The following is a 19432-nucleotide window of genomic DNA, read 5'->3' on the forward strand; positions in this document are numbered from 1 at the left end:
AGCCCCAGGCCCGTGAAGGGCTTGCAGTGGCCTGCCAGGTGCCGCGATCAGACGGCCCGGCCCCCACCCCGCTCAGAGGAGACAAACATGAGTTCACACCTGCCCCCCTGCGGGGCGCCGGACACCGCACGCCCGGTGGCACTGATCACCGGTGCCGCCCAGGGCATTGGCTGGGCCTGCGCCCAGGCCCTGGCCGCCCAGGGCTGGTCCGTGGCCTTGCTCGACCTGGACGGCACCAGCGCCGCCCAGCGTGCCGCCGAGCTGGGCACCTGCCACCTGGGCCTGCCCTGCGACGTGACCCAGGCCGAGGCGGTGGACGCCGCCGTGCAGGCGGCGCTGGCCCACTTCGGCCGGCTCGACGGCCTGGTCAACAACGCCGGCATTGGCGACCAGACCGGCCCCACCGTGGCGCAGAGCGCCGATGCCTTCGACCGCGTGCTGGCCGTGCACCTGCGTGGCAGCTTTCTCATGAGCCAGGCCCTGGGCCGGCACTGGCTGCAACAACCCGTGGTTGCCGGCCGAGCCCGGGGCGCCATCGTCAACCTGGCTTCGATCGCCAGCCTGGGGGGCCTGCCCACGCGCAACGCCTACAGCGCCGCCAAGGCGGGCGTACTGGGCCTGACCCGGGCCCTGGCCTGCGAATGGGCGCGGGCCGGCATCCGCGTCAATGCCGTGGCCCCGGGCTATGTGCAGACCGCCCTGGTGGCCGAGCTGGCGCGCCAGGGCGCGCTCGACGCCACCGCCATCGCCCAGCGCACCCCGCTCGGCCGCCTGGCCGAGCCCGCCGAGGTGGCCGCCGTGATCGCCTTCCTGCTCTCGCCGCAGGCCAGTTACGTCACGGGCGCGGTGTGGCCGGTGGACGGCGGCTGGAGTGCCTTCGGCGCGCCCGACAACACCCTGCCCCCTCTCTCTTTGATCTCCTGAAAGCCGACATGCTGACCATCAACTTGTTCAACGGCCTGGTCTACGGCGCATTGCTGATCGTGATGTGCTCGGGCCTGGCCCTCATCTACGGCCTGCGCCGGGTGGTGAATTTCGCCCATGGTTCGCTCTACATGCTGGGCGCCTACCTGGGCTACTCGATTGCCGCGCACAGCAATTTCTGGATCGCCCTGGTGGCGGCCCCGGCCTTGATGGCCGTGCTGGGCGTGCTGCTCGACCGCTATGGCTTTCGCTTGTTGCAGGACCGCGATCCGCTCAGCGTGGTGCTGGTCACCTTCGGGCTGCTGCTGGTGATCGAGGACGTGGTGCAGACCGTCTGGGGCAAGAGCAACCTCTCGATGGCCGTGCCCGAGCTGCTCAACACCTCGCTGAACCTGCTGGGCACCCCGGTGCCGGCCTACCGTCTGGCGGTGATCGGCGCCGGCATCACCGTGGCCCTGGGCCTGAGCCTGTGGCTGCGTTTCAGCCGGGTAGGCCTGTTCGTGCGGGCCGCCAGCACCGACCCCGTGACCACCGCCATGCAAGGCGTGAACACCGATGTGCTGAGCGCCGGTGTGGTGGGCCTGGGCACCGCCCTGGCGGGCCTGGCCGGCGTGGTCGCGGCGCCCTTTCTGTCGCTGTCGCCGTCCATGAGCAGCGACGTGATCATCGACTCCTTCGTGGTCGTGGTGGTGGGCGGGCTGGGTTCGCTGGCCGGCGCCTTCATCGCCGCCATGGTGCTGGGGATGATCCAGGCCCTGGGCGCGGTCTACCTGCCCGATGTCGCCGTGCTGCTGCCCTTTGCCGTGATGGTGGGGGTGCTGATCTGGAAGCCCGCAGGCTTTGCCGGCAGCCGCACCTGAGCCCCGTTGACGTTTTCACGCGCTCCGCCCTCCTCGCCCCTGCCTCGCCTTCCTGCCCCGACCTCCGGACCTGTCCCATGACCCTCTTCAACTCCCTTCCGATGCGCCTGCTGGCAGGCGCCGTGGTCGGCGCCGCACTGGCGCTTTCGATCAGTTCGGGCACCGTGCTGTCCCTGCTCACCCAGGCCACCATCTATGCCGTGTTCGCCCTGGGCGTGGGCCTGCTGCTGCGCCAGAACGGCATGGTCAGCTTCGGCCATGCGCTGTACTTCGGCAGCGCCGGCTATGGCGTGGGCCTGCTGCTGCAACAACAGGTGATGCCAGCGGAGCTGGCCCTGCTGCTGACCCTGCTCGGCCTGGGTCTGGTGGCCTTCTTGATCGGCCTGGTGATCGTGCGGGTGCCGGGCGTGGCCTTCGGCATGCTCACCCTGGCCATCGGCCAGGTGTTCTACCTCAGCGCCTCCCGATCGCGTGGCCTGACCGGTGGCGCCGACGGCATGAACATCGATTGGCCGGCACGCCTGTTCGGCGTCGAGCTGTCGGTCCTGCTGCAACCCAAAGGCTTGTTCATGCTGAGCTGGGCCGTGCTGCTGGGGGTGATGGCCGGCCTGACGCTGCTGCTGCGCACCCGCTTCGGCGCCATCACCGAGGCGGTGCGCGACAACGAGGAGCGCGCCCGCTTCATCGGCATCCGCACCCTGGTGCCACGGGCCGCCATCTATGCGCTGTCGGCCATGGTGACCGGGCTCGCCGGCCTGTTGGCCGCCCTGAACACCGGCTTCGTGTCGCCCGAGAACCTGCACTGGAGCCTGTCGGGCGTGGCCCTGATGATGGTGGTGGTGGGGGGCTACAAGGCCTTGTGGGGCCCCGCGCTGGGCGCGGTGGTGTATTTCCTGGCCAAGGATGTGCTGGGCGATTACGCCAACCACTGGATGGCCATCTTCGGCATCGCCCTGATCACCGTCATCGTCTTCGCCCCGACCGGCCTGGCCGGTGCCCTGGGCCAGTGCCTGCGGCCCCGAGCCGCCAAGCCGGCTCGTCGCTCTGCTCCCGCAGCCCACTGAGGAAACCCCCATGAACCCTTCATACGCATTGCAGGCCGAGGACGTGGCCATCCACTACGGCGGCGTGAAAGCCCTGGACGGCGTCTCGCTGACGCTGGAGCCCGGCCAGATCCGCGGACTGATCGGCCCCAACGGGGCGGGCAAGAGCACCGTGATCGACGCCATCACCGGGCGCCGCCCCTTGACCCGCGGCACCGTGCACCTCAAGGGCCAGGACGTGAGTGCCCTGGGGGCCACCGAAAGACGCCAACGCGGCCTGTCGCGCAGCTTCCAGCGCACCAGCGTGTTCAGCCAGATGCCGGTGCGCAAGCAGGTGGAACTGGCCTCGCACAAGATGGGCGTGGCCGATTCGCAGGCCGACGCCGACGCCGTGCTGCGTGAACTGGAGCTGCACGACCTGGCCGACATCACGGCCGACGAACTCGGCTACGGCGAACAACGCCGCCTGGACCTGGCGCTGGCCCTGGTGGGTCGCCCCAGCGTGCTACTGCTCGACGAGCCCATGGCCGGCCTGTCGGTGAAAGAGTCGCACGACCTGGCCCGCCACCTCAAGGCGCTGACCTCGCGCTGGGAGGTCTCGGTGCTGCTGGTGGAGCACGACATGGATGTGGTGTTCGGCATCTCGGATGTCGTCACTGTGTTTGAACTGGGGCGTGTGATCGCCAGCGGAGAACCCGCTGCCGTGCGCGCCAACCCTCGCGTGCGCGAGGCCTACCTCGGGAGTGCCGCATGAGCGCCTTGTTGAACCTTGAACAGGTCGATGCCTTCTATGGCTCGGCCCACATCCTGCACCGCCTGGACCTGACAGTGCAGCCGGGCGAACGCGTGGCCCTGATCGGTCGCAATGGCGTGGGCAAGACCACAGTGGTGAACACCATCCTGGGCCTGGCCAGCCTGCGTGGCGGGCGCATCCGGCTGGGCGCGCGCGAGCTGCCCCGCCCCCGCCCCTACCTTGCAGCCCAGAACGGCGTGGTGGTGGTGCCCCAGGGTCGGCGCATCGTCGCCAACCTGACCGTGGAAGAGAACCTGCTGCTGGGCGCTGCCAGCAGCGACAAAAAACGCAAGGGCCCCTGGACCGTGCCCGAAATCTACCGCCTGTTCCCCATCCTGCAGGAACGCGCCCACACCCCGGGCACGGCGTTGTCGGGTGGCCAGCAGCAGATGCTGGCCGTGGGCCGGGCCCTGATGGCCAACCCCTCGCTGATCCTGCTCGACGAACCCACCGAGGGCCTGGCCCCGGTGATCGTGGATCAGCTGGGCCAGATCTTCAATGCGGTGGCCGACCAGGGCACGGCCCTGCTGCTGATCGAACAGAACATGAGCCTGGTGGTGCGTGTGGCCGAGCGCTACTGCGCCATGGCCAAGGGCTCGGTGGTGGCGCAGGGGCCGGTCGAGAACTCACCCGCCGGCCTGCGCGACCTCGAAGCCCACGTGATGGTCTGACCCACCCCCCCTTTTTTCGAAGCACCAACCCAAGGAGACAAACCATGTTCACCACCCGCCCCCTGACCCTGGCCATGGCAACACTGCTGGCCACCGCCCCCCTCGCCACCCTTGCGCAAGGCAAAGACCCGGTGCGCGTCGGCCTCGTCACCTCCAAATCGGGCGTGTTCGCCCAGCAGGGCGAAGAGGTGCTGCGTGCCGTGCAGTTCGCCATCGATGAGGCCAATGCCGCAGGCGGCGTGGACGGCCGCAAGGTGGAGGTGCAGATCGCCGACGACGAGGGCACGCCCGATGCCGGCCGCCGCGTAGCCGAGAAGCTGGCCCGCGATGGCTACAACCTGTTGATCGGCGCCATCCCGTCGTCCATCTCGCTGGCCATTGCGCAGAACCTGGAGCGCTGGGACGCCGCCTACTTCGTGGTGGCCAGCAAGTCGGACAAGCTCACGGGCGACACCTGCAAGCCGCGCAGCTTCCGCACCAACCACGCCGACGCGATGGACATCGCGATGATCAACGCCTGGGCCAAGGACCTGAAAGAAAAATCGTTCGCCGTGCTGGCGGCCGACTATGTGTGGGGCCGTGACTCGGGCGAATCGTTCAAGAAGGCCGCCGAGGCCGCCGGCAAGAGCGTGCCGCTGTCGCTGTACGTGCCCATGGGCACCAAGGACTTCTCGCCTTACATCGCCCAGTTGAAGGCCTCCAATGTCGAGGCCATCTGGGTGGCCGAGATCGGGCGCGATGCGATCGCCTTCGTCAAGCAGGCGCAGGAGTTCGGCCTCATCCCGGCCAAGAAGCTGATCGGCCACGCACTGATCCTGAACTTCATGGTCAACGCCACAGGCGACGCGCTCAAGGACACGGTGGGCACCACTGGCTACACCCCGGACATCGCCACGCCGCGCAACAAGGCCTTCGTGGCGGCCTGGAAGGCCAAGTTCAACCGATTGCCGACAGACAACGAAGGCCAGGCCTACAACGGCGTCCAGGTGATGTTTGAGGGCGTGCGCAAAGCCGCCAGCGCCAAACCCGGCGAGGTCAGCAAGGCCTTGCGCGGCGCCAGCTTTGACAGCCTCTACGGTCCGGTCACGATGCGCAGCCAGGACAACCAGTTGCTGCTGCCCAACTTCGTGGGCCGGGCCAAGGTGGTGGACGGTGTTCTGCGCCCCAGCATCGAACGTCAGTTCGAGCCCTCGATCACACCCGCACCTTCGCCGCTGTGCAAGATGTGAAGCCTGGGGCCCGGCGAAGGCGCGGGGCCCCAGTTCAGCCGAATTTCGGCCAGATCCAAGCCAAATGAGAGGAAAAGCCGGGGTTTCCACCAACTTCTTCACACTCCGACGATTCCGAGGGGGCGCCAGAATACGATCATCAAGGCGATGACCCGGCCCCCTCTCCATGGATCGCAACACACTGATTGATCGCCTGTTCCGCCGGCTGGAAGGCATCCCCCGGCAACGCATCTGGCTGCTCGGTGTCGGACTGAGCGTGCTGATGGTGGAATTGCTGGTCGCCCCCATCGGTTACCTGATCAAGGGCTACGTCCCCACCGACTACCTGTTCACCGGTCTGGTGACCGCCGTGGTGGTGGCGGCCGTGGTGTTGTGGCTGGCCAACCGCTATCTGCAGGAGGTGGCGCGGCAGAACCTGCGCCGGCAGTTGCGCATGCAGCATGTGATCTTCGAGACCACCCCGCTGGGCGTGCTGACCCTGAACGCCGACCTGCAGGTGACCCGCATCAACCCCGCCGCCCTTCAGCGCATGCAGACGCTGGGGCTGAGCATGCAGTCCACCCTGGCCGATTGGTGGCACCCCGACGATCTGCCCACGGTGCACGCCCACCTGCAGCAGTTGAGCGCCGCCAGCGGGCGCCTGATTCTGCAAAACCAGCGCGTCACAGGCCCCAGCGGGCGCGTGATCTGGGTCGACCTGGCGCTGAGCAGCCTGGTGCACAGCCATGGCCTTGTCGAGGGGGTGCTGCTGATCCTGACCGACGTGAGCCAACGCCATGAGGCGGAGCAGGCCATCCAGAAGCTGGCCTATTTCGACGCCCTCACCGGCCTGCCCAATCGCCGCCTGATGCAGGACCGGCTGCAACAGGCCCTGGCCAGCCGCCAGCAGGGTGAGGGGCACGCCCACGGGGCGGTCATCTTCATCGATCTGGACAACTTCAAGACCATCAACGACCGGCTGGGCCACCAGGTGGGTGACCGCTTTCTGCGCACCGTCGCCGAGGCACTGGGCCGCTGCCTGCGCCAGGGCGATACCCTGGCCCGCCTCGGGGGCGATGAGTTCGTGGTGATCCTGCCTGAACTGGACGCGAACCCCACCGTGGCTGCCCTGGACACGGCCCGGGTGGCCAAAAAGATCCTGGCGCAGTTGGAGCTGGTGCTGGGCCAGGCCTACCCGGGCTTCTCGACCAGCGCCAGCCTGGGCGTGGTGCTGTTCCGACCGGGCGGCCCGGACAGCGACGAACTGCTGCGCCGTGCCGACATCGCCATGTACCAGGCCAAGGCCGCCGGGCGCAACACTTTCCGCTTTTTTGAAGAGGCCATGCAAAACGAGGTGAACCAGCGCGCGGCACTGGAGACGGATCTGCGCCAGGCCTTGCCCGCACAACAGCTGTTTTGCCTGTACCAGCTCCAGACCCGCCAGGTCGGCCGCGTCTGCGGTGCCGAGCTGCTGCTGCGCTGGCGACACCCGCAAGCGGGCGTGCTGCTGCCCGAGCAGTTCATCGGTCTGGCCGAACAAAGTCAGCAGATCCAGGCCATTGGCCAATGGGTGCTGGAGCAGGCCTGCGCCCAACTGGCCTTATGGCAATGCCAGCCCCTGCTGCAGGACCTCAGCCTGAGCGTGAACGTGAGCCCGGTGCAGTTTGCCCAGGCTGATTTCGTGGGGCAGCTGCTGCAGACCCTGGCGCGCCACCGGGTGCCGCCCGGCCGCCTGCGCCTGGAGATCACCGAAGCCTTGATCCTGCAAGACCTGGAGAGCTGTGCGCTCAAGATGGCGCAGCTGCGTGCGCACGAGGTCCGGTTTTCGGTGGACCACTTTGGGGCAGGCCATTTCTCGGCCACAGACCTGTCGCGGCTGCCACTGGATCAGGTCAAGATCACGCGCGGCATCGTTCAGACCCTGCCCGACAACCGCCAGGGCATCGTGGTGGTGAAGACGCTGATCGACACGGCCCACAACCTGGGGCTGGAGGCCCTGGCGGTGGGGGTCGAGACCGATGCCCAGCGAGAGCAGTTGCTGGCCCTGGGCTGCAGCGCCTTCCAGGGCCACGCCCTGGGCGAACCGGTGCCGGTGGACGAGCTGGCTCAGCAGCTCATGGTCCGGCAGCTCGCCGCGGGTTGAGGTGGGGTGCCCTCAGTGTCCGACCGGGTCATCGACCTGGGCCACCATGCGTGCCGAGGCGTTGAGCCCGCCCTGCCCGTCATAGCCCCCGATGCGCTGCACAAACTCGAAGAAAAAGCGGCCCTCGAAGCGCTCGGTGTAGATGTGCAGGTAGGCGCCGTCGGCACTGGCGTCGTAAAGGATGCCGGCCTCGCGCAGGCTTTGCAACAGCGCCGGCTCGATGTCGAGCCGGGTCGGCAGGTCGTCGTAGTAGTTGGGTGACACCGGCACAAAGGCCACGCCCCGCTCGCGCAGGCGCCGCACCGTGCCGATCAGGTCGGCGCAGGCGAACGCGATGTGCTGCACGGCGGCGCCGCCCTGCTGGCGCGCGTCGCGGGCGGTGCGCGTGCGCTGGCTGTCGGACACGTTGAGCACCAGGCGCACGCTGCGCGCCGGGTTGAACACCGCCTGGTTGCGCACCAGACCGAAAGGGTCGGCGATGTTGACACTGTCGCCGGTCTCCAGGCCCAGCACGGCGCGCGAGAACAGCACCCAGGTGTCACGCTGGTCCAGCGCCAGCCCCAGGCCCAGGTGGTCGATGTGCTGCAGATCGGCCACGGCGGCCTGCTCCGACAGCGGAGCCAGTTCAAAGTCGGCCTCGAACAACCCCATCTCTCCCAGGGCCGCCGGCACAAAATAAGTCAGGTTGCCACCGGGCACCACGATGGCGGGCACGTGCATTTCGCTCGGGCCGATGGGGCCGTCATAGCGCTGCGAGCACATCGCGGTGGCGCGGTTCACCGCCGCCAGCGGGCTGCCCGTGCGCAAGCCCCAGGCGCACACCGAGGCACCATGCGCCTCAAAGCGCTGGCTGGCCACCGAGCCGGGCTGGGCGTTCACGATCAGGTTGACGCCCCCCTGGCGGTACAGGTCCACCGACTTGGAACGGTGTCGCCCCACGCGCTCGAAGCCCATCTTGCCCAGCCAAGCGCCCAGCTCAGCGGCCGAGTCCCCTTGCGCGGCAAACTCGAGGAACGAGAAGCCCTCCAGCGCCGGAGCCGCCGGGGGGCTGAACAGCTCGACCTGCAAGGAAGCGGACGCCGGGTTGGCGGGTGTCGCGGCTGCACGCTGCTTGCGCACCTCGCTCTCGAGGTACAGCAGCGAGCGCATCGCATCGACAGCGATGCGGCGGTTGGGCGTACCGCGGAAGACGTCGTTGAAGATTTCGAGCGACAGCGGGCCGCTGTAACCGGCCTCGAGCACGCGCTGCAGAAAGGACACCACCGGCAATTGCCCCTGGCCCGGGAAGTTGCGGTGATGGCGCGCCCAGTGCAGCACATCCAACTGCATCCAGGGCGCATCGGCCATCTGCAGGAAAAAAATCTTGTCGCCTGGAATGTCGGCAATGCCTGCCGGATCATCGCGCAGCGACAGGGTGTGAAAGCTGTCCAGAATCAAACCCAGGTGCGGGTGATTGGCGCGACGCACGATGTCCCAGGCCTGGCCATACAGATTTGTGACGCGGCCCCAGGCCAGGGCCTCGAAGCCCACGCGCAGGTTGCGCCGGGCCGCCCGCTCGGCCAGCTCGTACAACTGGGCGGCGGCCAGGTCCGCATCGTCGATCACGGCGGGCGAGGTGTTGGAGCAGCACAGCATCAACTGGGCGCCCATCTCCTGCATCAGGTCGAACTTGCGCTCGGCGCGGTCCAGGCTCTTGCGGAACAAGGGCTCGGGCATGGCCTCGAAATCACGGAAAGGCTGGAACAGGTCGATGCCCAGCCCCAGGTCCTGCGCCATGCGCCCCAGATCGCGGGCCGAGCCGTTGAAGTGGATGAAATCGTTCTCGAACAGCTCGATGCCGTCGAAGCGGGCCGCGGCGATGGCCTCCAGCTTTTCACGCAGGGTACCGCTGAGGGAGACGGTGGCAATGGAACGGCGCATCGAAGTCAAGCCCGGAAAAATCAATTCTTGAAACAACAAGGCCTGGGGCAGCGCCCCAGGCCCTCCATCAGGCCCAGGAGCCCAAGATCAGAAGCGATGGACCACGCCCACCTGGAAGCCGCTGATGGTGCGGCCATTGACGTCCGTGCCCGCGAAGTTGGGCGACAGGCCGGCCGAGCCCGAGGGGCGGAAACCGGCATTGGTGTCGTTGCGCATGGTTTCCCACAGCGCCGACAAGGTGGTGCGCTTGGACAGGGCGTAGTACGCACCGATCGAGCCACCGTTGGCGTTCTGGCCGGCACCCGACTTGTCGCTGATGCGGCCATACAGGGCGCCCACACGCAATTGCGGGCTGACGTTGTAGTCGGCCGAGACCTGGAACACATCAAAGGTGCGGTTCACGCTGGCGCTGGTCCAGTTGACCGCACCACCCACATTGCCCAGCACCTGGGCCGCGTTGTTGCCGTTGGCGCTGGACGCGATGTTGTTCGACTTGATGTAGACGGCGTAGACCTTGCCCTTGCCGTAGTCGTAGTTGGCGTAAAGGTTGTGATAGAACACATTGGCATTGATCGCAGCGTTCTGCGGGGCCTTGGCCTGCAGGCCGGCGTAGCCCACGCGGAACGGGCCGTTCAGGTAGTCGGCGGCCAACTGGGTGATCGGGGTGCTGACCTGCGTCGTGGTGGTGCTGGCCTGTTGCTGCGCAAAATGGCCTTCGAGTTGCAGGCCGGCCCAACGCGGCGAAATGTACGACACGTCGTTGTCGAAACGTGAGGGCACGCCGAAGTTGTTGACGATCGAGCCCAAGGTGCGCGAGGTGTAGTCGATGTAGTCGCCACGGTAGAAGATGGCGGTGTTCTGGCGGCCAATGCGCACCTCACCCAGGCTGCTGTCGGCCAGACCGACCCAGCTCTGACGGTCGAAGGCGCGGCTGGCGTCTGCAGTGGCGCCCGTCACGGCGGCAATGCCCATTTCAAGCTGGAACTTGGCCGACAGACCGCCGCCCAGGTCTTCGACCCCGCGGACGCCCAGACGGCTGCGCAGGTCCTTGCCATCTTGCAAGGTGTTCAGCTTGGCACCGCTGCTGCTGGTCATGTGGTTGAAGTATTGATCGATGCTGCCGTAGAGGGTCAGGCTGGATTGGGCCTGGGCGGCACCGGCCAGGCCGAGGGCCATGACGGCGGCGATGATGGGGTTTGTCTTCTTCACGGAGTGCTCCTGGTGACTTTGTTTTGACTTGCTTGTGCGTTTCAATCGGCGCGTTGCTCAGACTCATCACCCGTTTGCGTGCCGGGTGAACAAAACAGCGTCGGCACACAGGCCGGCGCTCTTTTGCAGGGGACCCGGGCCGCTGCCGTCAGCAGCCTGGGGGAACAGGTATCCAGGCGTCGGACTTGATCGCCCGCGGTGGCAGCCGCGAGCGAAAGACCCATGGAACGCCGCCCCCTCGCGAAGGCACGGCGCCCCTCCCGGCACCTTGGATGGCTGAATGCTAGGCATCGCCCCAGGCCAATTCAATGCAAGCCCTCGCGCCCCGTGCGCATAGCGCGCAAGTCGAGCGCCGGGCACCCGATTCAGGGGATATCCCTAGCGCCCTGCGCGTCCAACAAACAACAAGCCGTGTCCGCCAAGTCCTTGCCACTCAAAGGAAAAACCCTGTGATGGCAGCCTGGCCGGACGGCCTGCGCGCTGTGCGCCCACCCGCCGTGGCGCCCGCTTGAAGCCCGGCGATCCAGCCACTATCGTGCGGGCCTCGTTCATTGAAGTGCCGGCAACGGCGCCCTTTTCGCATGCTCATCGACGGACACACCCAGGTCTTCTTCGTGCTCGGTCACCCGGTCAACCAGGTGCGCGCGCCTGAGGTCTTCAATCCCTTGTTCCAGGCCCATGGCGTGAACGCCGTGCTGCTGCCTGCCGAGGTGGCACCCGAGCGTTTCGAGGGCTTTGTGCGCGGTGCCCTGGCGGCCGCCAACGTGCCCGGCCTGTGGCTCACCATCCCGCACAAGACACCCGCACTGGCCCTGTCCCAGCACGTGGACCGGCTGGGCCGGCGCGCCGGGGCGGTGAACGCGCTGCGCCGCGAACCGGATGGCAGCCTGCGGGGGGCCCTGTTCGACGGGCTGGGCCTGTCCAAGTCGCTGGACCATTTCGGGCTGGCCCCGGAAGGCCGCCGGGTGCTGGTGCTGGGGCTGGGCGGCGCGGGCACCGCCGTGGCCACCTCGCTGGCCGAACGCCGCCTGGGCGAGTTGGCCCTGTGGGACCGCGACACAGCCCACACACAGCGGATCGCTGCGCGCCTGGCCGAAGGCGCGGCCAGCCCGGTGCACGCCATGGCCACACCCGATGCCAGTGGCTTCGATCTGGTGGTGCACTGCACCTCGCTCGGCTTGAACCGCGACGATCCGCTGCCCTTTGACGTGGCGGCCCTGGCGCCGGATGCAGCGGTGGTCGACATCCTGATGAAGCCCCATGCCACGCCCTTGCAGCAGGCCTGTGAAAAGCGCGGCATCACCGTGCATCCCGGCTTCGAGATGCTGACCCAGCAGGTACCCGAGTACCTGCGCTTCTTTGGCTTCGAAGCCATGGCCGATGCGCTGACGGCCGACCTGGGCCCGGTGCGCCAGGCCTTGCAACGCGTGGCCTGACTCAGGCCAGCAGGTCGCCAAGGCGCTCGATGAAGTGCACCTGCTGCACCAGGGTGTCGGGCAGGCCGGCGCGGGGGTGCAGCGAGCAGGCCCGCATGCCGGCGGCCAGGGCGGCTTGCAGGCCGGGCAGACTGTCTTCAACCACGGCGCAGCGTTGCGGCGCGACGCCCAGGGCCTGCGCCGCATGCAGGAACAGGCCCGGCTCGGGTTTGAAGCTGCCCACCTCGTAGGCGCAGTAGACATGGAGGCCAAAGGGCTCGCGCAGACCGGTCAGGCCCAGGGACAGTTCGACCTTCTCACGCGGTCCGTTGGTGGCCACGGCGATCGGCAGGCCCTGTGCGCACAGGGTGCTCAGCAACGTCTGCGCACCCGGCATGGCCTGCAGGCCCTGGTGAAAGCGGATGTCGGTCTGGCGCCGCACCCGGGCGATGAAATCGGCCTCGAATCCGGCAGGTCGGCCTGGGCGCTGGGCCGCGATCCAGGCCACGCACTCGGTCATGCGCACACCACGAAAACGCAGCCGCGCCTGCGCCAGGGTCAGGTCGAGGCCCGCTTCAAGCGCCAGCGCATGCAGCACTTCGAGGCCCGGCTCCTCGCTGTCGACCAGGGTGCCGTCGCAGTCAAAGATCAACGCGTCGATGCCCTGCAGCACGAGGGCGCTCACACCAGATCCCGCAGCACGTTGGCCACCTCGGTCAGGCGCGGCAGAAAGCGCTGCACCATCTCGTCGTGGGTATAGGGCTGGGCCGGCATGGTCGAACCGATGGCACCCCGGCATTCGCCCTTGCGGTCTTTCACCGGCAGGGCAATGCCGCGCAAGCCCAGGGTGAGCAGCCCTTCGCTGGTCCAGTAGCCCTGGTGGCGGGCGGCGGCCACGGTCTGCAGAAACTGCGGCGCATTGGCCGCGCTGTTCTGGGTGAAGGCGTTGAACTCGTGCACCTCGGCCCAGGCCTCCAGGGCCGGCACCGGGAAGGTGGAGAGCATCGCAATGCCCGGCGTCACCAGGTGGGCCGGCACCCGTGCACTGACCGCAAAGCCGATGGATTCCATGCGGTTGCTGGCGCTGCGCGCCACGTACACCACCTCGTGGCCGTCGAGCACGCTGAAGTTGAAGGTTTCGCCGCAGTCGGCCGACAGGCGCTGCAAGAAGGGTTGCACCAGGCGCGGCAGGCGCGCCGAATCGAGGTAGCTCTGGCCCAGGCGCAGGATGCGCGGCATCAGCCAGAAGCGCTTGCCGTCGGTGTCGGCATAACCGAAGTGCACCAGGCTGAGCAGGTAGCGGCGCGCGGCGGTGCGGGTGATGCCCGAGCGCGCGGCCACCTCGGACGAACTCAGGCGCGGATGCGCGTCGTCGAAGGCTTCGATGACGCGCAAGCCCCGGCCCAGGCTGTCGATGATGTCGCTGGAATCAGCGTTGTCTTTGGAAGCGGCGGGCGCAGTGGACATGGCGGTACGGCATTCAGGTTTGACGGGGCGGCACCCACTGGAGTGCCGCCATGGGCTGCATCATGCCTCAAGCGCAACCCCATTAGGCTCATGGAAATGGGCCTGCGCCATCGTGCGCAGGTCGCTGGCGATCAAGGGGCGGAAGTCCATCTGATCGATCACGTCGCGCTGCAGGTCGATGCCCGGCGCCAACTCGAACAGCTCCAGCCCTTGGGGCGTGAGCCTGAAGCTGGCGCGCTCGGTGAGGTAAAGCACCTGCTGGCCCCGCACCAGGCTTTGCGGCCCGCTGAAGGTGATCTGGTCGACCTGGCGCACCAGCTTGCGCACCTGGCCCTGCTGCAGCACACGCATCTGGCCGTCGCCGGTCTGCAGCTTCACGCCCTTGGCGGCCAAGGTGCCGCAAAACACCACCTTGCGGGCGTTCTGGGCGATGTCGATGAAGCCACCAGGCCCCACGGTCAGGCCCCCCAGGCGCGACACATTGACATTGCCCTGGGCATCGAGCTCGCCCAGACCCAGGAAGGCGATGTCCAGCCCGCCCCCGGCATAGAAGTCGAACTGCGTGGCAGCATCGAGCATGGCGCTGGCATTGCGGGCGTAGCCGAACAGCACGCCATCGAGCAGCGTGCCGCCATAGGTGCCGTGCTCGATGGTCTGGTACAGGCGGTGCTGCTCGCCCCGCGCTGCGATCAGCTTGGCCACGGCATCGGGCACGCCCACCCCGAAATTGACCACCGGGCACGGCTTGCCGGTGTTGAACAGCTCTTCGGCCGCCCGCCGGGCCACGGCCTGACGCTCGCCAAAGGCCTGGGTGGCGGCCAGTCGCTCGGCCTCCCGGTCGGCCTGTTCGCTGGCATGGCGGGCTTCGCCCGTCAATTCGCCGCTCAGGGCCGGATCGAAAGGGATGTCGTAGCTGGCGCGCTGCCCGGGGTCGACCACGATGGCGTCCACCCAGGCGGCCGGGATGCGCACCTCGCGCGCCTTGAGGGCGCCGCGCGGCAGCCGCTCCCTGACCTGAACGATCACCTGGCCGCCGCTGTTGCGCGCAGCCAGCGCCAGCGACTGGGCATCGAGGTTGGCGGCCTCATGCTCGAAGCTGATGTTGCCGTCCTCGTCGGCCGCACTGGCCCGCACCAGCGCGATGTGGATGGGAAAGGGCTTGTAGCGCAGGAACTCGCGGCCATCGAGTTGCAGCACCTCGGCCAGGTCGTCGCATGCGCGCTCGTTCATGCGGCCGCCGCCCTGGCGCGGGTCGCACACCGTGCCCAGCCCCACATGGGTCAGCAGGCCCGGGCGGCCGGCACCGATCTCGCGCATCAACTGGCTGGACACCCCACCGGGCAGGATGTAGGCCTCGATCTTGTTGTCCAGCGCCAGTTGCTGCATGGCCGGCGACCAGACCCAATGGCCGCCGATGACGCGGCGCACCAGGCCCTCGTGGGCAAAGCAGTTCATGCCCTTGCTCTTCTTGTCGCCAATGCCCAGGGCATGCACCACGCTGAGGTCGCGCGGTGCGCCACTGGCCAGGAAGCGGGCCTGCACCGCCTCGAACAGGCAGGTGGCCTCCATCAGGCCACCACCGCCGCCCATGAGGCCCACGGTGTCACCGTCACGGATCAGCGCCGCGGCCTGGGCCGGGCTCATGAACTTGGATGGCTTGTGTTCGCTCATGTCGGGCCTCAACGGTGCAGGTCGAACAGGGTGGCGCCCTTCTTGAGCACGCTGCGCGCAATCACCGTGCGGTGGATCTCGCTGGTGCCGTCGAAGATGCGGTAGATGCGGGCGTCGCGGTAGTAGCGCTCGATCGGCAGCTCCTTGCAGAAGCCCATGCCGCCAAACACCTGAACGGCGCGGTCGACCACGCGGCCCAGGGTTTCGGCGGCATGCACCTTGACCTGGGCGATGCTTTCGCGGGCATCCTGGCCCTGGTCGAGTTGCCACGCCGCGTGCAACACCATCCAGCGCGCGGCGTTGATCTCGATCACGCTGTCGGCCAGCATCTGCTGGACCATCTGGAAGTCGCCGATGGGCTGGCCGAACTGCTGGCGCTGCGTGGCGTAGTCGACCACTTTTTCGAGCACATGGCTGGCCTTGCCCACGGCACGGGCACCGACCTGGGCCAGGCGAACCACGTTGAGCGCCCCCATGGCCAGTTTGAAGCCCTGGCCCTGCTCACCGAGCAAGGCCACGGGTTCGAGCGGCACATTGTCGAAGAACAGCTCGACGTGAGGCGTGCCGCGCAGGCCCATCATCTTCTGGTCCTTGCCCACGGTGAAGCCGGGCAGGCCCTTGTCCACCATGAACATCGAGATTTCGCGCTCGCCCGTCTTGGCCGAGACGAGGAAGAAGTCGCTCCACTCGCCATCGCTGATGAAGTGCTTGCTGCCATTGAGCACCCAGCCGCTGTCGGTGCGGCGGGCATGGGTGCGGATGCCCTGGGCGTCCGAGCCGGCGCCGGGCTCGGTGATGGCAATGGCGCAGGTGCGCTCACCGCGCACCGTGGGGCGCAGCCAACGCTCCACCTGCTCGCCTTGGCATTTGAGCAGCGGCTCGTAGATGTTGCCGAAGGCACGGCGGATCAGGATGTCGCTGGTGTGGCCGAACTGCTCCTCGCACAGGATGCGGTCCACCACGCCCAAGCCGCCGCCGCCATGCTCGGCCGGGATGTTGAGGCCGTACAGGCCCAGGGCCTTGGCTTTTTCGTGCACGGCACGGGCCTTGTCGGGGGCCAGAAAGCCCTGCTGCTCGATCTCGTCTTCGAGGGGCTGCAGTTCTTCGGCGATGAATCGACGCACGGTGTCGATCATCATTTTCTGTTCGTCATTGAGGGCGAAGTCCATGGGGTTCTTTCAGATTCGGGAAACGGCAAGCCCCCACGCGACGACACAGCGACGACGTGGCAGGGCCTGGATGGCGAGCACAAGACAGCGCCAACTCAGGCGCTGCTGTACCAACGGGCTCCGAAAAAGAAAGGCAGGCGCGACAGCGCCTCGCCGCACGACACCGAGGTGGCGCAGGCCGACGCCAGCCCGGCCATCAGCCGGCAGGGCATGGGGAACATCGTGGGCGCAGACATGGGTGATCGTGGCATGAATTCAAGTTCTGGAATCTTATTCCATTTTTGAAGATCATTCCAATATCAACCCCTTCAGGTCATCGGATCAGTGGGTGAAGGTGTGCAGGGCGTTCGGCCCTGAGCGCAGTTCATCCACCAGAAACGAGAGGCCATGGCGCAGCTTGGGCGACTGCTGGGCCCGGGCGGCCGTGACAGCCCACACGTCGGCGTTCTGGCGATACTCCGGCAACACACGCACCAGGCTGCCGTTGCGCAAAGGCTCGTCCACATCCCAGCTCGACAGCAGCACGATGCCCTTGCCGGCCAGGGCCAGGTGGTTGACCACATCGCTGTGGTTGGAGCCCAGGGTGCCGGTGACCTTGACGGTTTCGGGCCCGCGCGGCCCCTCCAGCCGCCACACGCCAAAGCTCTGGTGCCGCTCGCGGAACAGCAGGCAATCGTGCTGCACCAAATCGGCCAGTTGACGCGGGGCCCCGCGCCGGGCCAGGTAGGTGGGCGCCGCGCACAGCACGCGCACGCTGGGCAGGATGGGGTGGGCGATCAGGTGCGGTTCGGTCACCTCACCCATGCGGATGTCGATGTCAAAGCCCTCCTCCAGCAGGTCGATGCGGCGGTCCACCAGCTCCAGCCACACCTCCAGCGCGGGGTGCTGGTCGGACAGCCTGGCCAGGATGGGCGACAGGTGATTGCGCCCCAGCCGCAGGCTGGTGGCAATGCGCAGCGTGCCGGTCAGCGCATCGCCGCTCGCAGGCCCCTGGGCATGCCACTCGTTGGCGGCCTCCAGCACCCGCCTGGCCCAGGCATAGGCGGCTTCGCCCGCTTCGCTGATCAAGACCCGCCTCGTGGTGCGGTGAAAGAGCGTCACCCCCAGGGCCCGCTCCAGGCCCGCGATGCGCTTGGTCACATAGGCCGGCGAAATGCCCAGCTCGGTCGCGGCCCCCACAAAGCTGCCGCGCCGGGCCACGAGGCAGAACACCTGCAGGTCCACCAGGTCCCAGGCTTGATTCATTTATTCACCATCAGGAAATTGTGAATGGAATTTCAAGCACATTGTGAATGGATCAAGCGGTTTTATCGTGGCAGGGCCGGCGCAACAAGACCCTTCCAGAATTCGAGACACGCATGACCCACCCCCTTCGCATCGCCGTGGCCGGCGCTGGCACCATCGGCCAGGCCCACATGGCCGCCCTGCAACAGACCCCGGGCGCGCGCCTGAGCGCCGTGGTCGACCCCTCCCCTGCCGCGCAGGCCCTGGCCACGGCGGCAGGCGTGCCCTGCTACCCCGGCCTGGACGAACTGCTGCGCCACGACCGCCCCGACGGCATCGTGCTGGCCACCCCCAACACCTTGCACGTGCCGCAGGCCCTGCAATGCCTGGAGGCGGGTCTGCCGGTGCTGCTGGAAAAGCCGGTCGCGCCCACCGTGGCCGAAGCCCTGACCCTGGTCGAGCGTGTGGACGCCACGGCGGGGCGGGTGTTGATCGGCCACCACCGGGCCCACAGCCCCATCATGGCCAAGGCCCGCGAGGTGGTGCAGGCCGGCACCCTGGGCCGCCTGGTGGCGGTGATGGGCAGCGCCACTTTTTTCAAGCCGGCGCGCTACTTTGACGAAGGGCCCTGGCGACGCGAGCCCGGCGGCGGCCCGATCCTGCTCAACCTGATCCACGAGGTGCACAATCTGCGCCTGCTGTGTGGCGAGGTGATGGCGGTGCAGGCCCTGGCATCGAACGCGGTGCGCGGCCACGCCGTCGAAGACACCGTGAGCATCAACCTGCGCTTTGCCAATGGCGTGCTGGGCAGCTTCATGCTGTCCGACACGGCGGCCTGTGCGCGCAGCTGGGAGCAGACCTCGCAGGAAAACAAGGCCTATCCAAGTTACGATGACGAGGACTGTTACGTCATCACCGGCACCCAGGGCAGCCTGTCGGTTCCGACGATGCGGCTCAAAACCTACCCCCGCAGCGGCGAGTCCTCCTGGTGGAAGCCTTTCGAGGTGGGCGTGGTGGGTCTGGTGCGCGACGATCCGATCATGCAGCAGATGGCGCATTTCGGGGCCGTGGTGCGTGGCGAAGCGCCCCCGCTGGTGAGCGCACGCGACGGCCTGGCCAACCTGCGCGTGACCGAAGCCATCGCCCGCGCGGCGGCCAGTGGCGAGACGGTCGAACTCCTTTGAAGCCCCCTGATCACCACCCGATTCAAGCAACACAGAAAGACAAGCGATGAAGATCCTCATGCTGCACGGCATCAACCACAACATGTTCGGCAAGCGCGACCCCAAGCAGTACGGCACCATCACGCTCGAACAGATCGATGGCCAACTGCAAGACCTGGGCCGCGAGCTTGGCGCCGAAGTGGTCAGCTTTCAAACCAACCACGAAGGCGCGATGTGCGAGCGCATCCACCAGGCCTACGAGGAAGGCATGGACGCCGTGCTGATCAACGCCGGTGCCTGGACCCACTACAGCTACGGCATCCGCGACGCACTGGCCATCCTGACCGTGCCGGTGGTCGAGCTGCACATGTCCAATATCCATGCGCGCGAGGCCTTCCGCCATGTCTCGGTGTTCGCCGAAATCGTGAAGGGCCAGATCTGCGGCTTTGGCGTGGACAGCTACCTGCTGGCCTTGCGCGCCGCCGTGTCAGCCGTACAACAAGCCCAAACCTGATCCCATTGATTTTTTCTCAGCGCCCGCCGGCCGAAGCC

18 protein-coding genes are annotated in these 19432 nt (G+C 67.5%); 10 read left to right on the top strand and 8 right to left on the bottom strand.

Annotated elements, in window-relative coordinates; translation table 11 throughout:
* The first annotated feature begins 87 nt into the window (after positions 1-87).
* The 7 genes from AC07VS_RS18870 (at position 88) to AC07VS_RS18900 (ending at position 7642) form a co-directional block, all read left to right on the top strand.
* Positions 88-924: an SDR family NAD(P)-dependent oxidoreductase gene (locus AC07VS_RS18870; RefSeq protein ID WP_492348411.1), complete on the top strand. Its 837-nt coding sequence runs from the start codon at positions 88-90 to the stop codon at positions 922-924.
* A gap of 8 nt (positions 925-932) precedes the next feature.
* Positions 933-1784, top strand: coding sequence for a branched-chain amino acid ABC transporter permease (locus tag AC07VS_RS18875; RefSeq protein ID WP_492348410.1), 852 nt, complete (start codon positions 933-935; stop codon positions 1782-1784).
* 77 nt (positions 1785-1861) lie between these two features.
* The gene (locus AC07VS_RS18880; protein ID WP_492348409.1) at positions 1862-2848 is read left to right on the top strand and encodes a branched-chain amino acid ABC transporter permease; all 987 of its coding nucleotides are present in this window, start codon (positions 1862-1864) and stop codon (positions 2846-2848) included.
* A gap of 10 nt (positions 2849-2858) precedes the next feature.
* Complete coding sequence (locus tag AC07VS_RS18885) at positions 2859-3581, top strand: ABC transporter ATP-binding protein (protein ID WP_492348408.1); 723 nt, start codon at positions 2859-2861, stop codon at positions 3579-3581.
* Positions 3578-4291: an ABC transporter ATP-binding protein gene (locus tag AC07VS_RS18890; RefSeq protein WP_494656875.1), complete on the top strand. Its 714-nt coding sequence runs from the start codon at positions 3578-3580 to the stop codon at positions 4289-4291. Before AC07VS_RS18885 ends, AC07VS_RS18890 begins: the two co-directional genes overlap by 4 nt.
* 44 nt (positions 4292-4335) lie before the next feature.
* On the top strand, positions 4336-5520 hold the full coding sequence (locus AC07VS_RS18895; RefSeq protein WP_494656874.1) for an ABC transporter substrate-binding protein: 1185 nt from the start codon (positions 4336-4338) through the stop codon (positions 5518-5520).
* A 166-nt stretch (positions 5521-5686) separates the two neighbouring features.
* A complete protein-coding gene (locus AC07VS_RS18900) occupies positions 5687-7642 on the top strand; it encodes a putative bifunctional diguanylate cyclase/phosphodiesterase (RefSeq protein WP_494656873.1) in 1956 nt (651 codons plus the stop codon).
* Between the two features lie 12 nt (positions 7643-7654).
* Here the strand turns inward: AC07VS_RS18900 and AC07VS_RS18905 are convergent, their stop codons facing one another.
* Together AC07VS_RS18905 and AC07VS_RS18910 are read right to left on the bottom strand one after the other, a co-directional pair.
* Entirely contained in the window at positions 7655-9562 is a 1908-nt protein-coding gene (locus AC07VS_RS18905; RefSeq protein WP_494656872.1) for a bifunctional sugar phosphate isomerase/epimerase/4-hydroxyphenylpyruvate dioxygenase family protein, read from the bottom strand.
* An 87-nt stretch (positions 9563-9649) separates the two neighbouring features.
* Complete coding sequence (locus AC07VS_RS18910) at positions 9650-10738, bottom strand: porin (protein WP_494751771.1); 1089 nt, start codon at positions 10736-10738, stop codon at positions 9650-9652.
* Between the two features lie 614 nt (positions 10739-11352).
* On the opposite strand from AC07VS_RS18910, the gene AC07VS_RS18915 reads away from it, so the two are divergent.
* On the top strand, positions 11353-12207 hold the full coding sequence (locus AC07VS_RS18915) for a shikimate dehydrogenase family protein (RefSeq protein ID WP_492348403.1): 855 nt from the start codon (positions 11353-11355) through the stop codon (positions 12205-12207).
* Between the two features lies 1 nt (position 12208).
* On the opposite strand, the gene AC07VS_RS18920 is transcribed toward AC07VS_RS18915, so the two are convergent.
* From AC07VS_RS18920 to AC07VS_RS18945, 6 genes are all read right to left on the bottom strand, one after another.
* Positions 12209-12871, bottom strand: coding sequence for an HAD family hydrolase (locus AC07VS_RS18920; protein WP_494751704.1), 663 nt, complete (start codon positions 12869-12871; stop codon positions 12209-12211).
* Positions 12868-13653 carry an IclR family transcriptional regulator domain-containing protein gene (locus tag AC07VS_RS18925; RefSeq protein ID WP_492348401.1) on the bottom strand — a complete coding sequence of 262 codons (786 nt, stop codon included), beginning with the start codon at positions 13651-13653 and terminating at the stop codon, positions 12868-12870. Before AC07VS_RS18925 ends, AC07VS_RS18920 begins: the two co-directional genes overlap by 4 nt.
* 60 nt (positions 13654-13713) lie before the next feature.
* Positions 13714-15324: an acyl CoA:acetate/3-ketoacid CoA transferase gene (locus AC07VS_RS18930; RefSeq protein WP_494751705.1), complete on the bottom strand. Its 1611-nt coding sequence runs from the start codon at positions 15322-15324 to the stop codon at positions 13714-13716.
* Positions 15325-15332: 8 nt separating this feature from the next.
* Entirely contained in the window at positions 15333-16493 is a 1161-nt protein-coding gene (locus AC07VS_RS18935; RefSeq protein ID WP_494656868.1) for an acyl-CoA dehydrogenase family protein, read from the bottom strand.
* Between the two features lie 95 nt (positions 16494-16588).
* The gene (locus AC07VS_RS18940) at positions 16589-16729 is read right to left on the bottom strand and encodes a hypothetical protein (RefSeq protein ID WP_492348398.1); all 141 of its coding nucleotides are present in this window, start codon (positions 16727-16729) and stop codon (positions 16589-16591) included.
* 85 nt (positions 16730-16814) lie between these two features.
* Entirely contained in the window at positions 16815-17738 is a 924-nt protein-coding gene (locus AC07VS_RS18945) for a LysR family transcriptional regulator (protein WP_492348397.1), read from the bottom strand.
* A 113-nt stretch (positions 17739-17851) separates the two neighbouring features.
* Here AC07VS_RS18945 and AC07VS_RS18950 point away from each other — a divergent pair, with 113 nt between their 5' ends.
* Both AC07VS_RS18950 and aroQ read left to right on the top strand, forming a co-directional pair.
* Positions 17852-18901: a Gfo/Idh/MocA family protein gene (locus AC07VS_RS18950; protein WP_494751706.1), complete on the top strand. Its 1050-nt coding sequence runs from the start codon at positions 17852-17854 to the stop codon at positions 18899-18901.
* 46 nt (positions 18902-18947) lie between these two features.
* Positions 18948-19394, top strand: a complete 447-nt coding sequence (gene aroQ, locus AC07VS_RS18955) for a type II 3-dehydroquinate dehydratase (RefSeq protein WP_492348395.1) — start codon at positions 18948-18950, stop codon at positions 19392-19394.
* The last annotated feature ends 38 nt before the right edge of the window (positions 19395-19432 follow it).

This window comes from Curvibacter sp. GW821-FHT01G03, assembly GCF_059422285.1.